This window comes from Flavobacterium aestuarii (genome assembly GCF_040049115.1).
Lineage (GTDB): Bacteria > Bacteroidota > Bacteroidia > Flavobacteriales > Flavobacteriaceae > Flavobacterium > Flavobacterium aestuarii.
The window spans coordinates 297,249-315,224 of record NZ_JBDLZZ010000005.1; the positions used below are offsets into that span (position 1 = coordinate 297,249).

The 17,976-nt window shown below is 33.8% G+C and carries 18 protein-coding genes; 4 read left to right on the forward strand and 14 right to left on the reverse strand.

Annotated features, from left to right (window positions below):
* Positions 1 to 4: 4 nt before the first annotated feature.
* A complete protein-coding gene (locus ABEG11_RS07835) occupies positions 5 to 1,060 on the forward strand; it encodes a mannose-1-phosphate guanylyltransferase (protein WP_348823608.1) in 1,056 nt (351 codons plus the stop codon).
* A gap of 69 nt (positions 1,061 to 1,129) precedes the next feature.
* Here the strand turns inward: ABEG11_RS07835 and ABEG11_RS07840 are convergent, their stop codons facing one another.
* The 12 genes from ABEG11_RS07840 to ABEG11_RS07895 all read right to left on the reverse strand — a co-directional run bounded on the left by ABEG11_RS07840 (position 1,130) and on the right by ABEG11_RS07895 (position 10,489).
* Positions 1,130 to 1,891 (reverse strand): ABC transporter ATP-binding protein, encoded by a 762-nt coding sequence (locus tag ABEG11_RS07840; protein WP_348823609.1) that lies wholly within the window; start codon positions 1,889 to 1,891, stop codon positions 1,130 to 1,132.
* Positions 1,888 to 2,637: an MlaE family ABC transporter permease gene (locus ABEG11_RS07845; protein WP_348823610.1), complete on the reverse strand. Its 750-nt coding sequence runs from the start codon at positions 2,635 to 2,637 to the stop codon at positions 1,888 to 1,890. The genes ABEG11_RS07840 and ABEG11_RS07845 overlap by 4 nt, the downstream gene beginning before the upstream one ends.
* Positions 2,638 to 2,742: 105 nt before the next feature.
* The gene (locus ABEG11_RS07850) at positions 2,743 to 3,591 is read right to left on the reverse strand and encodes a glycosyltransferase family 2 protein (RefSeq protein WP_348823611.1); all 849 of its coding nucleotides are present in this window, start codon (positions 3,589 to 3,591) and stop codon (positions 2,743 to 2,745) included.
* A 101-nt stretch (positions 3,592 to 3,692) separates the two neighbouring features.
* Positions 3,693 to 4,352, reverse strand: coding sequence for a WG repeat-containing protein (locus tag ABEG11_RS07855; protein ID WP_348823612.1), 660 nt, complete (start codon positions 4,350 to 4,352; stop codon positions 3,693 to 3,695).
* 175 nt (positions 4,353 to 4,527) lie between these two features.
* Entirely contained in the window at positions 4,528 to 5,055 is a 528-nt protein-coding gene (locus tag ABEG11_RS07860; RefSeq protein WP_348823613.1) for a methyltransferase domain-containing protein, read from the reverse strand.
* Positions 5,056 to 5,220: 165 nt separating this feature from the next.
* Positions 5,221 to 6,279, reverse strand: a complete 1,059-nt coding sequence (locus ABEG11_RS07865; protein WP_348823614.1) for a 3-oxoacyl-ACP synthase III family protein — start codon at positions 6,277 to 6,279, stop codon at positions 5,221 to 5,223.
* 238 nt (positions 6,280 to 6,517) lie between these two features.
* Positions 6,518 to 7,075: a glycosyl-4,4'-diaponeurosporenoate acyltransferase CrtO family protein gene (locus ABEG11_RS07870; RefSeq protein ID WP_348823615.1), complete on the reverse strand. Its 558-nt coding sequence runs from the start codon at positions 7,073 to 7,075 to the stop codon at positions 6,518 to 6,520.
* Between the two features lie 264 nt (positions 7,076 to 7,339).
* On the reverse strand, positions 7,340 to 7,567 hold the full coding sequence (locus tag ABEG11_RS07875; protein WP_348823616.1) for a helix-turn-helix domain-containing protein: 228 nt from the start codon (positions 7,565 to 7,567) through the stop codon (positions 7,340 to 7,342).
* Between the two features lie 3 nt (positions 7,568 to 7,570).
* Positions 7,571 to 8,107 carry a DUF2975 domain-containing protein gene (locus ABEG11_RS07880; RefSeq protein ID WP_348823617.1) on the reverse strand — a complete coding sequence of 179 codons (537 nt, stop codon included), beginning with the start codon at positions 8,105 to 8,107 and terminating at the stop codon, positions 7,571 to 7,573.
* A 216-nt stretch (positions 8,108 to 8,323) separates the two neighbouring features.
* Positions 8,324 to 9,040: a DUF3667 domain-containing protein gene (locus ABEG11_RS07885; protein WP_348823618.1), complete on the reverse strand. Its 717-nt coding sequence runs from the start codon at positions 9,038 to 9,040 to the stop codon at positions 8,324 to 8,326.
* A 357-nt stretch (positions 9,041 to 9,397) separates the two neighbouring features.
* Complete coding sequence (locus tag ABEG11_RS07890) at positions 9,398 to 9,793, reverse strand: ExbD/TolR family protein (RefSeq protein ID WP_348823619.1); 396 nt, start codon at positions 9,791 to 9,793, stop codon at positions 9,398 to 9,400.
* A 3-nt stretch (positions 9,794 to 9,796) separates the two neighbouring features.
* A complete protein-coding gene (locus tag ABEG11_RS07895; RefSeq protein ID WP_348823620.1) occupies positions 9,797 to 10,489 on the reverse strand; it encodes a MotA/TolQ/ExbB proton channel family protein in 693 nt (230 codons plus the stop codon).
* Between the two features lie 130 nt (positions 10,490 to 10,619).
* On the opposite strand from ABEG11_RS07895, the gene ABEG11_RS07900 reads away from it, so the two are divergent.
* The gene (locus ABEG11_RS07900; protein ID WP_348823621.1) at positions 10,620 to 11,855 is read left to right on the forward strand and encodes a bifunctional folylpolyglutamate synthase/dihydrofolate synthase; all 1,236 of its coding nucleotides are present in this window, start codon (positions 10,620 to 10,622) and stop codon (positions 11,853 to 11,855) included.
* 214 nt (positions 11,856 to 12,069) lie between these two features.
* Positions 12,070 to 12,768 (forward strand): hypothetical protein, encoded by a 699-nt coding sequence (locus ABEG11_RS07905; RefSeq protein ID WP_348823622.1) that lies wholly within the window; start codon positions 12,070 to 12,072, stop codon positions 12,766 to 12,768.
* A 60-nt stretch (positions 12,769 to 12,828) separates the two neighbouring features.
* Here the strand turns inward: ABEG11_RS07905 and ABEG11_RS07910 are convergent, their stop codons facing one another.
* The gene (locus tag ABEG11_RS07910) at positions 12,829 to 15,591 is read right to left on the reverse strand and encodes an AsmA family protein (RefSeq protein WP_348823623.1); all 2,763 of its coding nucleotides are present in this window, start codon (positions 15,589 to 15,591) and stop codon (positions 12,829 to 12,831) included.
* Between the two features lie 62 nt (positions 15,592 to 15,653).
* Positions 15,654 to 16,235 carry a MiaE family protein gene (locus tag ABEG11_RS07915; RefSeq protein WP_348823624.1) on the reverse strand — a complete coding sequence of 194 codons (582 nt, stop codon included), beginning with the start codon at positions 16,233 to 16,235 and terminating at the stop codon, positions 15,654 to 15,656.
* Between the two features lie 107 nt (positions 16,236 to 16,342).
* Here ABEG11_RS07915 and ABEG11_RS07920 point away from each other — a divergent pair, with 107 nt between their 5' ends.
* Positions 16,343 to 17,596: a glycosyltransferase gene (locus tag ABEG11_RS07920; protein ID WP_348823625.1), complete on the forward strand. Its 1,254-nt coding sequence runs from the start codon at positions 16,343 to 16,345 to the stop codon at positions 17,594 to 17,596.
* Positions 17,597 to 17,976 lie beyond the last annotated feature (380 nt).

Below are 17,976 nucleotides of genomic sequence, written 5' to 3' on the forward strand. Positions count from 1 at the left end.
ACAGATGAACAAAAATTATTACGCAATATTGATGGCAGGCGGAATCGGTTCACGATTTTGGCCGGTAAGTACGACTGAATTCCCTAAACAGTTTCATGACATGCTGGGTTCTGGAGAAACTTTAATTCAAAAAACATTTAGCCGATTGTCACAAATCATTCCGAAAGAGAATATCCTGATTTTGACACATGAAAGCTACAATAATCTGATTCTCGAACAGCTGCCGATGGTAAAACAGGATCAAATTGTTTTGGAACCTGCTATGAGGAATACAGCCCCTTGTATTTTGTATGCTTCGTTAAAAATAAAAAAAATGAATCCAGATGCCTTGATGGTTGTTGCACCAAGTGACCATTGGATTGAAGATGAAATGCAGTTTGTAGCCAATCTCCAGCGTTCTTTCGATTTATGCGAAAGAGAAGAGTCTTTAATGACTTTGGGCATTTTGCCAACAGCTCCAAATACTGGTTATGGCTACATTGAATTTGACAAATTGGACAGCCGTTCGATAAAAAAAGTAGTTCAGTTTAGAGAAAAACCAGATTCTAAAACGGCAAGACGATTTATACAAAGCCGTAATTATTTGTGGAATGCTGGAATTTTTATATGGAGCGTTAAATCTGTTTTGAAAGCTTTTGAACAATTTCAGCCTGAGATGTTTGATCTGTTTATAAAAGGATTCGAGGTGTATAATTCAGATGGTGAGCATGCATTTATTCAGGAAAACTATCCAAAAGCCGAAAATATATCTATAGATTATGCCATCATGGAAAATGCCAAAAATGTGTATGTGCTTCCAGCAACTTTTGACTGGAATGATCTAGGTACGTGGGGCTCACTGCATGAAAAATTACCAAAAGATGACAATAATAACGCTGTTGTAAATGCTAGTGTATTATTGCAAAATTCATCTAATAATATTATCAGGACAGCTTTAGGAAAACAAGTAATAGTAGATGGGCTGGATGATTATATTATAGTTGATAAGGATTCTATTTTATTGATTTATCCAAAAAGCAAAGAACAGGATATCAAAGGGATTGTTTCCCAGCTGAAATAATTACCAGACAAAAGGGGCAGTAATTTTCATTAAATTATTGCCCCTTTTACTTTCACCTTTTAAAGAAATTTATTCTTTTAAATGAGCTTCTCTGACTTTTTTGAATAATTCTGAAGAATAAACAAATTCTACAATAGCCTCATTATTAGTCCTGAAGATTTCTTCCTTGTTTCCCTGCCAAGCTTTAAGTCCATTTTTCAGGAATAAAATATTATCCCCAATTTCCATCACAGAGTTCATATCGTGTGTATTTACAACTGTTGTGATATTATATTCTACTGTTATTTCCTTAATAAGATTGTCTATCAGGATTGCTGTATTTGGATCTAGTCCCGAATTGGGCTCATCGCAAAATAAGTATTTAGGATTGTTAACAATAGCTCTTGCAATGGCAACCCTTTTCTGCATTCCTCCCGAAATTTCCGAAGGCAATTTTTTATGAGCACCCACAAGATTTACTCTTTCCAAAACAAAATCAACACGTTTCTGGATTTTTAATCTGCTGTCATTGGTAAACATTCTTAATGGGAAAGCTACATTTTCGGCAACAGTCATGCTGTCAAAAAGAGCACTTCCTTGAAAGAGCATTCCAATTTCGGTACGGAGATCTCGTTTTTCATCTGCATTTAAATCGGAATAAATTCGCCCGTCAAACGAAATAGTTCCAACTTCTGGGGTATGTATCCCTAATAATGATTTCAATAAAACGGTTTTTCCGGATCCACTCTGGCCTATAATCAAATTGGTTTTACCTGCCTCAAAAACACTGGAAATTCCTTTTAGAATTTTGACACCATTAAATGATTTTTCTATGTTTTTTATTTCTATCATTTTGTTAGAAGTAATTGAGTGATAATGTAATTTATAACAATAATAGCAATCGAGGTCCAAACAAATGATACGGTACTGGCTTTTCCAACCTCAAGAGCCCCACCTTTCATATAATAACCATGAAAAGAAGGAATTGTTGCCAATAGCATGCCAAAAATAAAGGTTTTGATAAATGAATATACAATATGAAAAGGCAAGAAATCTTTCTGGAGGCCTTCAATGTAATCAACATTTGCTCCGAAACCACCATAAACAGTAGCGATGTAACCGCCTGCGATTCCTAGGAACATTCCAATTCCAATTAGAAAAGGATATAAAAGCAATGCAATTATTTTTGGAAAAACCAAATAGTTAAGAGAGTTAACCCCCATTACTTCAAGTGCGTCAATCTGTTCGGTAACGCGCATAGATCCTATACTGGAAGTTATAAAAGAACCCATTTTTCCAGCCATGATGATTGACATGAAAGTTGGTGCAAATTCTAGAATAACCGATTGGCGGGTGGCAAATCCAATAAGATATTTTGGAATAAAGGAATTAGTCAGATTCAGTGCCGTTTGTATAGAAACAACCCCACCAACGAAGAAAGATATGAAAGCAACAATTCCTAAAGAATCAATAATCAAATCATCAACTTCTTTGAAAATCAAATCTTTCATAACCGACCATTTTGTTGGTTTCTTAAAGATTTCTTTCCACATCAAAAAATATTTCCCAATTTGGGATAAATAACGAATGAGCATCATTTTCTAGTATTCAGTTTACGGGTTGCAGTATTCGGAAAAGAATACAGGTATGCAAAAATACTGTATTTTGTTGGAATTTTTGTTTTTAATTACAGAAGGGAAATATTAAAACAATTTCTCTTTCATTTTTTGCAAACGATAACTGCGTATAAACTTTGCCTGTTCATTGGTAACCAATAATGGCGTTTTTGCTGATTTTGCTTTCCAGAACCCTTTGATGTAATCTAAAAAGAGCAGCGGCTTTTTTTTCATCATAGCTAATTTAGCCGATGCAATTGCTGTAATCCAGAAACCGTAACCTAACGTATAAAAAGCTTCCCCTTGCTTATAACGAGCAGTCTTGTTGTAGTTGGCACCGGTTGGCTTAAGGTGTTTTACGTGTAAACTGGAATCAGTTACTACTTTCCATCTGTAGAATTTACAGAGTAATTCGTCTACAGTGTCCCAGCCCATGGCAGGTTTTAAACCTCCAATTTGTTTGAAAGTTTCTTTTCGATACGCTTTTAATGCGCCTCTGATGTGGTCCTTATCGGTAAGGTTTTCTAAAATCCAGTCACCGTTTTTTTCGATGTAGCAAAATCCGCCAGCCATTCCAATTCTGTCATCCGATTCGAAATGCTTGATTATGGTTTCAAAATAATTAGGAGGAAAAATCAAATCGGCATCTGCTTTTACAATAAAATCATAAATAGAGTCTAGGGTTTCTAACCCTTTTTGGAACGCTTGGATAACTTTACTCCCTGGTAAATGTATGGCATCTGATGTTTTGTCGACTAGTGTAATCCATGGATATTTTTCAGAGAATTCTAAAACAATTTCGGCAGTCTTATCTGTTGAATTATCATTTACAATAACTATTTTTTTTGGTAAAACGGTTTGATTTATTAAAGATTGTAATGTTGGCCTAATAAATTTTTCTTCATTATGTGAAGGAATAACGACGTAATAATTCATAAAAAAAATATTTGTAGAAATTGTAAAATTATGAATAATATTAATTAATAAGGGATTCCTGTTAAGAAATCCCTTTTTTAATTTTTTAATAATGATGCTGATTAGTTGACACTTGCCTGATCATTTTTTGTGCTTGGATTTTCAGTTGCTTTTTTATCTGTAAAAGCATCAATACTATCATAAATTACAGGGATAATTTCTTTTCCAGATTTATCAATGAAGCCTATTTTTCCTTTTGAATCCTTCACTAGAGCCCAGTCTTTTCTGACTTTATCAAATTCTTCTATGGCAGTATATTTCAAAGGGACAATAATAGTACCGTCCCCATTTATAAATCCTTTAATGTTTTGAGATTCAATTAATACCCAGTCTTTAGTGTATTCTCCAAATTTACCAATTTTATCATAAATAGAATGAACTATTTCTTTTCCTGTATTGTTGATGAAACCAAATTTTCCGTCTTTTTGTACCAAAGACCACCCTTTTTTGTATTCATCATAAGCGCCTATTGATGTATATTTTGCTTCGGTAATAATTTTCCCTGTTTTATCAATAAGCCCATATAGGTTTTCAAGTTCTATTTTTGCCCAATCTGGATGAATTTTACCAAATGCTTCAATTGAATTATATTTAGGGGAAACTATTTCTATTCCTGATTCGTCAACGAGCCCAAATAAGTCATTTGACTTGACAATATATAGTTTTTGACTAAAAGATACTGTAACTAAGAATAACATGCTAATCGATAAAATTGTCTTCATAAAAAATTTAGATTTAATTATGCTAATTTATCACATCGCCGACTAAATGCCAAATAAAAACGCTTAAATGCGTAAAAAATAATTAATTATATTATCATACTTACAAAAAATAGAAAGAGTCTAAATTGATGAATTTACGTAAGACAAAAACTATAAAAAAATCAAAATGAGATTTCTAATTTTTAATCTTTTCCGCGTAAATAATGTAATATCTTGGCGTGAAAAAACGCAGCAATGGGCGGAAACCTATTTTTTTAACCGGATGCGTGAATTTTTCTCTATCAATGATTTTCCAGCCTGTCTTTTCCAAAAGCCAATCCAGCTGCCAGTCTTCAAATTCATGGTAATGCCTGTCCCACATATCGGTTTTACTTCTATAGGCAGAAGAAAACCATAAACGCAATGGAATTGATATCAATAATTTATCGGATTTTATTTCGGTTAAAATAGTGTACGGATTAAGTAAATGCTCAAAAATTTCAAACGCAGTTACCACATCTTGTTTCCCTTCTGAAAAAACACTTTGATTTACATCTAAATCTTCGCCTGTTGTATTGGTAACTGTATATCCTTCTTCTTTCATGATTTTGGAAAAAGGATTGTCAACACCTAAATCTAATATCGTCTGAGATGTGGGGATGTGTTTTTTTAAAAATTCTAAAGTATGCTTGAATCTTTTATTGGGAAATGTTTTTTCGTACATGATTTTTTGGCTAACACTTTTGCGATAGCGTGTGCAAATATAAAGATTCTGTTTCTTTTACAGTTTGCAATTGTAAAATTGTCAAATATTATTTGTTACAAAGGAAAAGCCCACAGCGCTAATGAAAGTGATGTGGGCTTGCAATATAAACGTACAGGTAATCTCTTAATATCTATAAACAAAAGCATTGATATTCATTCCGGCTCCTACTGATGCAAAAATGATAACATCTCCTTTATTTATCTCCTGATCTTCAATCTGTCCACGAATTAAAAGATCAAAAAGTGTTGGAACTGTTGCAACACTGCTGTTTCCTAATTCATGAATGCACATAGGCATAACATTTTTTGGAGGAGTCTGTCCATGCAATTTATAAAAACGGTGAATAATAGCTTCGTCCATTTTTTCATTAGCCTGATGAATCAGGATTTTTTTGACATCATCAATTTGCAAACCGCTCTTTTCCAAACAGCTTTTCATGGCGGCTGGAACTTGACTTAATGCAAATTCATATATCTTGCGGCCATACATTTTGATGTATTTGGTGTCTGGATCAAGCTCTGGATTGTATGATTTTCCGAAGAAAAGGAAATTAGCCTCCTCGGCAGCATATGTAGCGCTTTCGTATGAGAGCAGTCCAGTTTCATCATCAGAGGCTTCTATAACCGAAGCTCCTGCCCCATCAGAATAAATCATTGAGTCTCTATCGTGAGCATCTACTACTCTGGATAAAGTTTCGCCACCTATCACAAGGCATTTTTTTGCCATTCCTGATTTGATAAAAGCATTCGCCTGCAATACACCTTCTATCCATCCTGGACAGCCAAAAAGAATGTCATATGCGACACATTTTGGGTTTTTAATCTGTAATTTATGCTTTACTCTTGTAGCTAAGCTCGGAATGATGTCTGATTGGGTTGTGCCTTGCTTTACATCGCCAAAGTTGTGGGCAAAAATAATATAATCAAGTGTTTCAGGATCTATGCCTGCATTTTGTATGGCCTTTTGTGAAGCAAAAAAAGCTAAGTCCGAAGCCGTAAAATGATCCTCGGCGTACCTCCTCTCTTCGATACCAGTAATACCTTTGAATTTGTTAATTACAACTTCGTTTGGATAAGCAAAAGGAGAACCATCTTCGTTTAGGAAAATATGCCCGCTAAAATCAGTATTGTTAATCTTTTTCTCAGGAATGTAGCTTCCTATACCAGTTATTTTTATTTTCATTTTGATAATTTCCAGAATAAATTTTTGCTAAATTAATTATAATAAATGTATAATAGACAATATATTTATTATGCATGCATATAATTATGAAATATTAAATTTATTGTAAAAATATTGAATATATTTTATTAGAAATCACTAAATGATACATTTTATTCTTGGAATAATTATAAATAACAAACTGAATATTGAATGTTAAAAAAGAAAAATGTTTTGCTTTTTAAATAATAAATCCTCGTTAATTCGGCTTTCCTGAGTGTGTTTTGTTCTTGAAGATGGCCAAGGCTCTTACTATTCGCGGACGATTGTATCGCTGCAGGAAAACCGGGTATAGATTGAGCAGAATATTGAGTATAAATAACCATAGGGATTTGATGATTCCGAACTTCGATACTACAAACAGGGTAAAGCCAAAAACAATAATAAAAATAATTAAATGACCTAGTTCGTCTTGTTTTGTGCGATAGTGAAGATTTGTCAGGGCTTTTAGATTTTTTTCGACTGGTTTGGATTTTTTGTTCAGTTTTTCCCAGCCAACAGCAACCAATAATTTCCTGAAGATATTTACACCCAAAGATTCATATATTTTCCCTCTGTGTTCCCAAGGTTTTTCATCAAAGTAAGGAGAGGCAAGTGGACTTTTTAACACTTCGGTAAATGTAAGCACACTTGCCATCAGCAGAAAGTTAAGACTGAATGCAAATGAAAAACCTTGCATTCCTATATATTTAGCCAAGGCATAAACCAAGGCAATCGAAATGCATACTATAAAAATTAAAGTGATATTTTTTTTCATATAAATTCTGCTTGTTTTTACTATTAACCTGAACCTGAGGAATAATGTATTTCGCTTCTATGGAGCTTAGATAACACAACAATTTGTTTTCTACAAATATTATGCTCTCACCTAGTATTTAAGGTTCCTATAGCTCCATAGAAACGAAATATTTTACAATTAAATCCGGTTCATGTTATTACATAATTTTTCGTAACAAGAGTTAAATTTAGCTATATTTTTACAAACAAATCATTCCAATACAAAACCATATCCAAAATACATTTAGATTTCGTTGGTTTTTTTTTCATCATCTATATATTCCAAAATATCACCAGGCTGACATTCTAATGCTTTGCAAATTGAATCTAAAGTACTGAAACGGATTGCTTTTGCCTTCCCAGTCTTTAAAATAGACAGGTTAGATAATGTCAGATCAACTCTTTCAGAAAGTTCATTTAGGGAAATTTTTCTTTTTGCCATCATTACGTCTAAGTTTACAATTATTGGCATAGCTTAAACAGTTAAATCGTTTTCATTTTGAATAATAACTCCTTTTTTGAATATCGTAGCAATAATATAGATTACAGCTCCCATCAAAATAAATGCCTGACTGTCTGCCCAAATTTGGTTTAAGCTTTCAGTAACAAAACCATTTTTCGTAAAATTCTCAGCTAACTGTCTGGCAATGCAGCTTAAAAATCCAATCAAAAGCGTGCAGTAACTAATTAGTAAAATTTGCCTGGAGACAAAAATGCTGAACGGTTTTGATAAATCCATTTTATGCATTAGCCTGATAACGGCATAAAATAGGCAAGCTTTTAAAATTGAAATAATTAGAATAAAGCTATAGATACCAAAAAAAACTAATCTGCTTTTTTTATACATCTCAGTTAAATCCAATGTCTGATAAAGATTTTGCACAAATTCAGGCTTATAAAGGCTGAAAAAGAAATTTACTATCAAACCTCCTGCTTCAATAGATAGACCTATAAAGATGAGCCAAGCTACAATATATAAGCCCCAAAATACAATGCTGTTTGTTTTGAACATAATTATTAAGTTTAAAATTATATTCAAATGTAATAAATATTTATTGATAAACAATAAAAAAGTAATTTTTATCAATAAATATTTTACAAGTCAAGGAACAGAACCTTATCCTCGAAAAAAACTGCCTCCCTATAAAAAAACTGAACCAAATAACAACTGCTGGATTTTGCAGTTTTGTACCTATTTACAACCCTTGTTATCAGCCTTTATTTATTATTAACCTATTTTGTCAATAATAAATCCAATAATTATTGCAACTGTATAAAAAGAAACCATTCCTATCATATACGCAGAAAATGACTTTAAATAGTTTATTATTTGTTTCTTGTCAAAAAAATCAGCAATTGCAAAAGTTGTATATGCAATTCCTAACAATCCTGCAGCTTTAAGGAAATTAACATGGAAAATCCCCTGTAACAGAGAAAAAAATGCAAAAATCAACATTCCAATTCCCATCACATAACAAAGTAAAATTATTATTTCATAAATATTGTAATTTGTTTTTCTAAAGAAAAATTTGATAAAAATTGCAATAAAAATTCCCATCATAATATTGGCATAACCATAATGGCCCTGTATCCATTTTAATATTTTTTCAATTGCTGTATTTTCAAGTCCTTGATAAAAAACATACTCTTCTTCAATATGGTAAAAATGACTTACCAACGTGTAGATCAGTGAAGTTATTATAATGAAAATAATTGGCTTTACAAGTCTGTTTCTGTTATCAGTAAAAAATTCTCTAACATTTTTTCCAGGTCTTATTAATAATTCCTTAACTGTAAAAAAAATACCTTTATCAAAATGCAAAACATGTTCAATTTCGTGTTTTATATAGTGTGCATCAATTCTTTTTAGGTATGCTGATTGTCCACAGTCTGAACAAAATTTTCCAGCTAATTCTGATTGGCAATTTTTGCAATATTTAGTCATGTTTTAACAATTTCAGGATTTTACTTGATTTTCTTTTAATTTTATGGAGTTATAACCACTAACGTGAGATTGGTAAACCTCCCTCATCCCATTATCAAATATAAGAAAAAAGCAGTGTCAAAACAGGAATTTTCGTATTTTTAGAAATACGGCATATCACAGGAGTTCTTACAATAAAATCAAGTGTGATTTATTGATGGATTTGCAATCTTTGCAGATTTCATGAAACTTAGTTTTGTACAGTTCATCACAAGTGAAAGCTGTCTGAGTTCTAACAAAGTGTTTCTCAAAACTTTTCTGTACGGTTATCTCAAAAACCAAGTAAACTGACCAGCATTAAAATCAATTTATTTACAATCACTTGGGACTGGTAGCGATAACAAATTTTAAATTATTTTTTACTCCTATCTGCAGTACATCGACCAAATCCTGCACTTGCAGATTGAATGGAATCCTAACGATAACAGTCTGGTCTTTTTCGGAACTTATCTTAGACATCAACGCAGTTTCCAGCTCTTCGAATGCAACAGGTTCTTTGTCGATGTAGAATTTTTTGTCCTCGGTAACCGATAAACTGATGTATTGCTTGTTGGTTTTTTCATTGGATTTTGCTTTGGGCAAAGTCATCTTGATGACATTTGGATTGGCCAAAGTGGAGATAATCAGGAAAAACAGCAGTAAAAAAAACATAATATCACTCAGGGAGGAAGTGGCTACTTCGGCGTGAAATCTTCTTTTTCTTTTGATGGACATGATTTATGCTTTTTGAATAATATTCACGAATTCCAGAATCTGCTTCTGCACTTTTAAGGCATAGCTGTCGATTTTTCCATTCAGCAAGTGATAGGCACTGTAGGCAATAATCCCCACAATTAATCCAGATCCGCTGCTGATCATTTTTTCGTATAAACCGCCCGATATATTACCAATACTGATATTCTCGGTCACAGAGATGCTATAAAAAATCTTGATTACTCCAGAGATGGTTCCGATAAAGCCAAGTGTTGGAGCAATACCTGCAATCAATCCTAATTGTCCTAAATGCTGTTCCATTTGTGCAATTTCGATATCGGCAGCGCGATCCATATTCGACTCGATTTCCGAAATGGGACGGCCAATCAGTAAAATCCCTTCTTTGATTACATTTCCTGAAGCGGTATCTGTCCTTTCGGTTATGGTGCGGGCCAAATCGAACTTACCTGCCATAAGGTGATCGCGTACATCACGCATTAAAAGCGGATCTACTTTTGCCTTTTTATGAATATACAGATACCTCTCTATGATTAAATAGAAAGTATAAAATAATAATATTGCGATAGGAATTAAAAAAAAACCTCCCTTTAAAATAAATCCCAAAACAGAAATTTCTGTATTTGGCGCTATCTTTTCGACAACAACATTGGAGGCAGTGGTAAGAGTATCAGCTTGTAATTGTATAAAACTAAACATATTTTTATTCTGGGTTTATAATCGTTAATTCTAAAAAATATTTCAATTTTGCAGAAACTATTTTTCACTGTAATATTAAACTAAAAAAAGGGAAAAATATTTCAATTTACAACTATTTTATCAAAAATAAATGAACTATCAGGAAACCACAAATTGGATGTTTAACCAGCTTCCAATGTATCAATTACAAGGAGCATCGGCTTATAAAAAAGATTTAACCAACGTAAATCTGCTTGCCAGTCATCTTGATAATCCTGAAAAAAAACTAAAGTGCATCCATGTAGCGGGAACCAACGGCAAAGGCTCTACTTCGCACATGCTTGCTTCGATACTGCAGGAAGCAGGATATAAAGTGGGGCTTTATACTTCACCGCATTTAAAAGATTTTAGAGAACGAATCAAGATTAACGGAGCCGAAATCTCCGAAGATTTTGTCTGCGGGTTTGTAGCCCGGCATAAATCTTTTTTTGAGGAAAACGATATGAGTTTCTTCGAAATGTCAGTTGGATTGGCCTTTGATTATTTTGTAAAAGAAAATATTGATATTGCTATTATTGAAGTGGGTTTGGGCGGAAGACTTGACGCTACGAACATCATCACACCCCTGGTTTCGGTAATTACAAATATTGGGATTGACCACGTTCAGTTTCTGGGCAATACCTTAGAACTGATTGCAGCTGAAAAAGCTGGAATTATAAAACCCGGAATTCCTGTTGTTATTGGCGAATATACCCCAGAAACCCAGCCAGTATTTTTGGCAAAAGCCAAAGAATGCCAGTCGGAAATATACTTTGCATCTGATCTGATTACCGAAATCTACCTTTCGGATCTGATAGGCGATTATCAGGAATATAACAAAAAGACAGTTGTGCAGACTTTTAAAATCCTGAACGATCAGACGAATTTCAATGTAAGTTCCGAGAATATAAAATCGGGGCTGCTGCATGTTGTAAAAAATACCGGCTTACAAGGAAGATGGCAGCAATTGGGCAAAAAACCAAAAGTAATCTGCGATACGGCGCACAACAAAAATGGTCTTGAAATTGTCTTGAAACAGATCCAAAAAGAGACTTTTGAGAACCTGCATATTGTATTGGGAGTAGTTAATGACAAAGAGCTGGATGAAGTATTACCGCTGTTCCCTAAAAATGCTGTCTATTATTTTTGTAAACCAAATATTCCGCGCGGTTTAGATGCTGATCTATTGAAAGAGAAAGCCTCTTCTTTTTCATTACAAGGAAAAACCTATAACTCTGTAGCAGACGCTTATAAAGAAGCAAGGGAGAATGCCGCAAAAAATGATTTTATCTATATTGGCGGAAGTACTTTTGTAATCGCTGAATTGCCGCTAAATATCGACAAATAACCCCTATTTAGAATTTCTTTAAAATAAATTAATATCACTTAATTACTTGATTAACAATTAACTAACTTTATAAGTGTTTTTTATTAATTAATCATTTAATCGTTAGTTTATTATGAGAAAGAGAAACTTTTTTTCGTTGAGGATGTTAATTTTAACATTCCTGTTCTGCATAACTATTTATGCACAAGATCTCCCCAAACCTGTTTTTATTACAATGACTACCCTACACAGAAATTACAATACCGACAGCAAAGATTGGAAGGCAACGGAACAAGAGTACTTTGATAAGGTAACAAGCAAAAACCCCCTTATATTGGGTTCGGAAATTTTAACGCACTATTATACCGATAACAGCTCTGAAGTTATACTAGTAAGCGTTTACAAAACTTGGGAAGATATTGAGAAATCAAATGATGTCTCCGAAGATCTCATTAAAAAAGCGTGGCCTGATGAAAAAGCAAGAACCGCTTTTTTTGACAAACAGAAAAGCTATTATCTTCCTATGCATTCGGACGAAATTTACTCTTCTATCGAAACGATAGGCTCAAAAGAATTTAAAGCCACTTCCAAAGAACCCATGATTGTGTATATCCGCAAATCACAAATGTCCCTGAGCGGCAAAGGCAAAGGCATGAAAGAATATAATGAGAAAGTTACATTGAAAAATCCTTTCATTAAAGCTTATTATCCATTTCGCCATGCATGGGGTGCTGACAGCAGAGATTTTATGGAAGCCTACTTCTATGATTCCTTTGCAGATATCGAAAAATCAGGTCTAAAACAAGATGAACTGGTTAAAGCCGCTTGGCCGAAAGAAGCCGACAGCAAAGCTTTTTTTGATGAATTAAAACTTGCATTTACTGGCATTCATGGCGACTACATTTACCACAATCTGCCTGAGGTTTCTAAATAAACAAAAAGTACAAATTGCAAAAGGTCTTTATTGATGCAATTTGTACTTTTTTATCTTCAATTATTTATCTTCGGTATCCTGAGTTTCTTCGATATCCTGACCCTGTTTACCAACTTTGACTTTTGGATTACTGTTGGTTCCGGTAACAGTGAGCGGAATTCCAAAAATTCCAAAAGGCGGCAGTCCCAGTCTCATTTTGATATTCAATCGCCCATCAAGGCTGGAAGTTCCTTCTATTCTTGGCCTGAAACCAGCAAACTTAAATTTGAAACGGTCAATAGTAATAATGTTATTTTTTACAGTAGTTTTAATATCAACTTTAGACAGCTCGGGATTTTTAATTTCTTCGTGATCTGTTTTTTTACTTACGGCGTTAAACATTTTCATTCCTTTCACCTTTACATCCTTAATAGACAGCACACCGCCTCCTATTAATGATGGATAAACTGGCATCATCTGCTGATTCAGTCTTCCTTTTATTTTGTAATCCAACGATACAATTCCTTCTGCATTTTCGGCTGCACTAGCCATTTCTTTGAACATTTTAACTTCGTTGTAAGCTCTTTTTATATTAAAATCATTAGCTTTAATTTCATATTCAAAAATAGCTTTTTGAGGTGTGATTCCCTGATAAGCAGCATTCATAGCGACATTGCATCCTATTAAATTGAATCCCGTATTCTGCATCACTATTTTACCGTTTTTCATTTTAACAGCTCCTTTTCCGTCCTGTAAAGTAAGCCCCTGATAATTGATTTTGTGTGCCGTGGCATAAAATTGCAAATCCATATTTGATGGAATAAGAATTACGCCTGTTTCTTGCGGGGCAGGTTTTTGCGCACTGTCTGAAACAGCATCCGCAGGAGCTACTGAGGAAGAAACGGTGCTTGACATAAACTCATCAACATTGATAAATTTTGAATTCAATGCAAACGATCCTCTCAAAGTACCTTTTTTGGAAGACATAAAATTGAATACATTTTTCAGATAGCCATTCATTTTAAAATCAGACTGCCCATATGAAGCCAAAAATGTATTGAAAGACATTTTGTCCTGATTGAACCTGAAAATTCCTTCTTTAATCAATAAGGATTTTGGCAGATACTCGGTAGCAACCTTTATGTTTCTAAGCTCTAGAGTTCCTTTATTCTGCAATTTGCTGTAGTCTCCTTTTTCGGCATAGCTCTGAACTCCTTTCAATTCCAGATCGGCTTTGATAAAACCATCTACATCCAGTCCTTTTTGCGAAAACACTTTATATATTTTACTGATATTTAAAGTTCCTTTGGCTTTAATATCATAATTTAAATCATCAAAATTTTTCAAATCGGCTTGTACAAAAAACGGCTCTCCCTCAAAAGTAAAACTGGCAGGTTTCAAAACTACCGAGAGCCCATCATAAGTCCCTTTTTGATTATTTATTTTAGAAACTACATTAATATCAGTGATTGGATTTGGATAATATGGCGTTTTTACAAATCCGTCAATCAAATTCAAAGTCCCGCTGGCATTTGGGAAAAGTTTATTCTTCTGATCAAATTTTCCTTTGGCTTTCAAATCACCAGCCAGCATTCCTTTTAATTCTATATCTGGAATTCCAAGGGCTTTATTTAATTTTTCCAAATCGATTTGAGAATTCAAAGCCATATCAATATCAGGAGCGGTCATCCCGCTCATTCTCAATTTGGCCTTAATGTAATTTTTATCCACATTCAAGGATAGATTTCTGGCATCTAACATTAAAAGTTCAGGATTTAAATTAGGCACTTGGGCAGAAATGTCAATATTTAAATCAGATACAGGAAAAGCACTTTTTTTATAATTTACAAAACCATCTTTTACTTTAAAATCGAGATTCAGATCAGGACCTATGTTTTGTGAGGCAATGTATTTCCCTTTTAAGGAAAACAATAAATCTACATTCCCTTTTAATTCAGTGTCTTTGAGCCACGTAATATACTTTGGCGGAAAAGCCGTAAAAAGATCATAGAGATTGCTTTTATCCGATTTTAGAAGAAAATCAATATTATAACCATCTTTCAGGAAATCGAATTTTCCTTTAAAATCCACCAAAAGTTTATTAATCGACAAGTCATTTTCTTCAAAAACAAATGACAATGAATGGGTGTTTATTTTGGTAATCAGATCTCCATCAATTTTTTTGTTCATCAAGTAAGGTTCATTGGCATAAATGATATTCAGCTTTTCGATTTTTAATTTCGAGTGCAGCTCAAATATCGCCTGGCTCAGATCACCATTTCCTAAATAATTAAATCCTGAAGCATCTACATAGACATTAGTCGATTGATCGTCATAAATAAGTTTACTATTATTGATTTCAATTTCTTCTAATTTTAATCCGGTATCCGACTCTTCTTCTTTCGGGGCAGTTTCTTTTTCGGCTGCATATACATTATAATTAGCCTCCCCTTTTTTATTGACTTTTATGTTCACCAATGCATTAGAAAGGAAAATCTGATCAATCTTTATACTTTCTCCAAAAACTACACTGCTCAGGTTAATTCCAAATGCAATTTCATCGGCACTGACTAGCTTTTCGTTTTGAAAAGGCACCGATCCATTAAGGTTGAACTTAGTCAAAGTTAAAGTCAGCGATGGAAAATGTGTAAAAAATGAAACGTGAGCATCCGAATAATTCAGTTCGCCGTTTAATTTTTCATTAGCTGTTTTTTTGACTTGTTCTTTTATTTTATCCGAAAAAATTAAAGGTGTAATAAACATCAAGGCTAATAAAACTGCCAGCGTAATGCCAGTATATTTTAAAATTTTAACTCCGATTGTTTTATAATTGACTGCTGACATGTAATGTGTTTACTGTATTAAGAAAATAAAAATGATGAATTATCCGCTAATGCAAATGAATTTTAACCGTGTACCGTTTCGCTTTTACCATAATTGGTAATGATTGAAGTTTCAAACTCAATCCACTCCTTCCAGCGTTTATCTACATCAAAATTATCTGTATATTTTCGGGCAAATCCAAGGAAAGTAGTATAATGTCCCGCTTCCGAAATCATAAGATCTCTATAAAATTTTGCTAATTCTGCATCTTTTATGTTTTCAGACAATACTTTAAACCGTTCACAGCTTCTGGCTTCAATCATTGCCGAAAACAGAAGCCTGTCTACTAAAGCATCTTTTCGGCTGCCATCTTTTTTCATGAATTTAAAAAGTTCATTGACATAATGATCTTTGCGTTCCCTGCCCAATGTCAGCCCCCTGCTTTTGATCAGATTGTGAACTAATTGCAGATGATCCAACTCTTCTTTGGCAATAACCAGCAATTCGGTCACTAATTCCTCTAACTCTGAGTTATAAGTAATCAGGCTTATTGCGTTTGAAGCCGCTTTTTGCTCACACCAGGCATGGTCTGTCAATATTTCTTCTATATTCGACTCTACAATATTTACCCAGCGTGGGTCTGTAACTAACTTTAATCCAAGCATAACCAATTATTTTACTCCTGCAAAATTAGTATTTTCAGATGGATTTTACACTTTAAATAATGTTTTAACCAGCCAAATTATATTATTTTGCACCATTAACTTTTACAATGACACAACAAATCCGAACCCTTTTAATCATTGGCTTTGTATGGCCCGAACCCAATTCCTCTGCCGCGGGCGGACGAATGCTGCAATTAATAACTCAGTTTCAGCAGCAAGGTTTCAGTATTACATTCGCCAGTCCAGCTATGGACAGCAGTTTTATGGCAGATTTATCCTTATTAAAAGTAACCAGAAAATCAATTGCCTTAAATTGCTCGAGTTTTGATGCTTTTGTCAAAGAACTGAATCCAACTGCCGTTTTATTTGACCGATTTATGATCGAAGAACAGTTTGGCTGGAGAGTAGCCGAAAATTGTCCCAATGCTTTGCGGATATTGGACACCGAAGATTTACATTGTCTGCGACAGGCAAGACAAAAAGCATTTAAGGGAAAACGCGAATTTGAACTTGTTGATTTATTAAGAGAAGATGTTGCCAAAAGAGAAATCGCCAGTATATTGAGATGCGATTTATCTCTGATGATTTCTGAGTTTGAAATGGATTTATTGAAATCCATTTTTAAAATAGATGAAAAATTACTGTATTATTTACCTTTTTTATTAGACGAAATTTCAGGAAAAACATTCGAAAAACTTCCCTCTTTTGAAGAAAGAAACGATTTTGTTTTTATTGGCAACTTTCTTCATGAGCCCAATTGGAATGCTGTACAATATTTAAAAGAAACTATCTGGCCATTGCTGCGGAAACAGTTGCCCGAAGCTGAACTTCATATTTATGGTGCTTACCCTTCCCAAAAAGTTACTCAACTGCACCAGCCCAAAGAAGGTTTTCACATTAAAGGCCGTGCAAATGACGCCAATGAAGCAGTACAAAATGCAAGAGTAGTTTTGGCTCCATTACGTTTTGGTGCTGGAATAAAAGGAAAGCTGATTGAATCCATGCAATGTGGAACTCCCAGTGTTACAACTGCAATTGGTGCCGAATCCATGCGGGGGAATCTGCCATGGAATGGATTTGTAACAGATGACATAACTCAATTTGTAAAATGTGCTGCACACTTATATCAGGATGAAAAGCTCTGGCGAACTGCACAGCAAAATGGAATAGCTGTTATTAATCAGCGGTATTCAAAAAAAATATTTGAAAATGATTTTGAAGAGCAAATACAATTCCTGCTTTCCAATTTACAGCAGCATCGTCTGGACAACTTTTTCGGAGCATTGCTGCATCATCATACATTAACAAGTACAAAATATATGTCACGCTGGATTGAAGCCAAAAACAGCAGAAAAGATTAAAGCCAGAAAAATGAAATTGAATTTGAGAAGTATTGCATTTTCATTTTATCAAACCAACCTCAGTCTTATTTTATCTCTTTAACCTTAAAATTGCTGATTTTTATTTGAAAAAATTGGCAAACACGGCTTCATTTCTAAAATAATCAGAAATAAAAATCATTTTTTTTATATTTTAAAACACTAAAAATTAAGCAACTGAATATTTTCTTAAAATAAAAAGCAAAATATATTTGAAAATGTTTTGCATAAGCGAAAAACCTGCCTATATTTGCACTCGCAATCACAAAATGATAGCAGCCTAATAAAATAGGGCGATTAGCTCAGCTGGTTCAGAGCACCTCGTTTACACCGAGGGGGTCGGGGGTTCGAACCCCTCATCG

What these genes read in the sequence shown, in the direction of transcription:
- ABEG11_RS07835 (WP_348823608.1), top strand. Translation starts at nt 5, where the DNA reads ATGAACAAAAATTATTACGCAATATTGATGGCAGGCGGAATCGGTTCA.
- ABEG11_RS07840 (WP_348823609.1), bottom strand. Translation starts at nt 1,891, where the DNA reads ATGATAGAAATAAAAAACATAGAAAAATCATTTAATGGTGTCAAAATT.
- ABEG11_RS07845 (WP_348823610.1), bottom strand. Translation starts at nt 2,637, where the DNA reads ATGATGCTCATTCGTTATTTATCCCAAATTGGGAAATATTTTTTGATG.
- ABEG11_RS07850 (WP_348823611.1), bottom strand. Translation starts at nt 3,591, where the DNA reads ATGAATTATTACGTCGTTATTCCTTCACATAATGAAGAAAAATTTATT.
- ABEG11_RS07855 (WP_348823612.1), bottom strand. Translation starts at nt 4,352, where the DNA reads ATGAAGACAATTTTATCGATTAGCATGTTATTCTTAGTTACAGTATCT.
- ABEG11_RS07860 (WP_348823613.1), bottom strand. Translation starts at nt 5,055, where the DNA reads ATGTACGAAAAAACATTTCCCAATAAAAGATTCAAGCATACTTTAGAA.
- ABEG11_RS07865 (WP_348823614.1), bottom strand. Translation starts at nt 6,279, where the DNA reads ATGAAAATAAAAATAACTGGTATAGGAAGCTACATTCCTGAGAAAAAG.
- ABEG11_RS07870 (WP_348823615.1), bottom strand. Translation starts at nt 7,075, where the DNA reads ATGAAAAAAAATATCACTTTAATTTTTATAGTATGCATTTCGATTGCC.
- ABEG11_RS07875 (WP_348823616.1), bottom strand. Translation starts at nt 7,567, where the DNA reads ATGCCAATAATTGTAAACTTAGACGTAATGATGGCAAAAAGAAAAATT.
- ABEG11_RS07880 (WP_348823617.1), bottom strand. Translation starts at nt 8,107, where the DNA reads ATGTTCAAAACAAACAGCATTGTATTTTGGGGCTTATATATTGTAGCT.
- ABEG11_RS07885 (WP_348823618.1), bottom strand. Translation starts at nt 9,040, where the DNA reads ATGACTAAATATTGCAAAAATTGCCAATCAGAATTAGCTGGAAAATTT.
- ABEG11_RS07890 (WP_348823619.1), bottom strand. Translation starts at nt 9,793, where the DNA reads ATGTCCATCAAAAGAAAAAGAAGATTTCACGCCGAAGTAGCCACTTCC.
- ABEG11_RS07895 (WP_348823620.1), bottom strand. Translation starts at nt 10,489, where the DNA reads ATGTTTAGTTTTATACAATTACAAGCTGATACTCTTACCACTGCCTCC.
- ABEG11_RS07900 (WP_348823621.1), top strand. Translation starts at nt 10,620, where the DNA reads ATGAACTATCAGGAAACCACAAATTGGATGTTTAACCAGCTTCCAATG.
- ABEG11_RS07905 (WP_348823622.1), top strand. Translation starts at nt 12,070, where the DNA reads ATGACTACCCTACACAGAAATTACAATACCGACAGCAAAGATTGGAAG.
- ABEG11_RS07910 (WP_348823623.1), bottom strand. Translation starts at nt 15,591, where the DNA reads ATGTCAGCAGTCAATTATAAAACAATCGGAGTTAAAATTTTAAAATAT.
- ABEG11_RS07915 (WP_348823624.1), bottom strand. Translation starts at nt 16,235, where the DNA reads ATGCTTGGATTAAAGTTAGTTACAGACCCACGCTGGGTAAATATTGTA.
- ABEG11_RS07920 (WP_348823625.1), top strand. Translation starts at nt 16,343, where the DNA reads ATGACACAACAAATCCGAACCCTTTTAATCATTGGCTTTGTATGGCCC.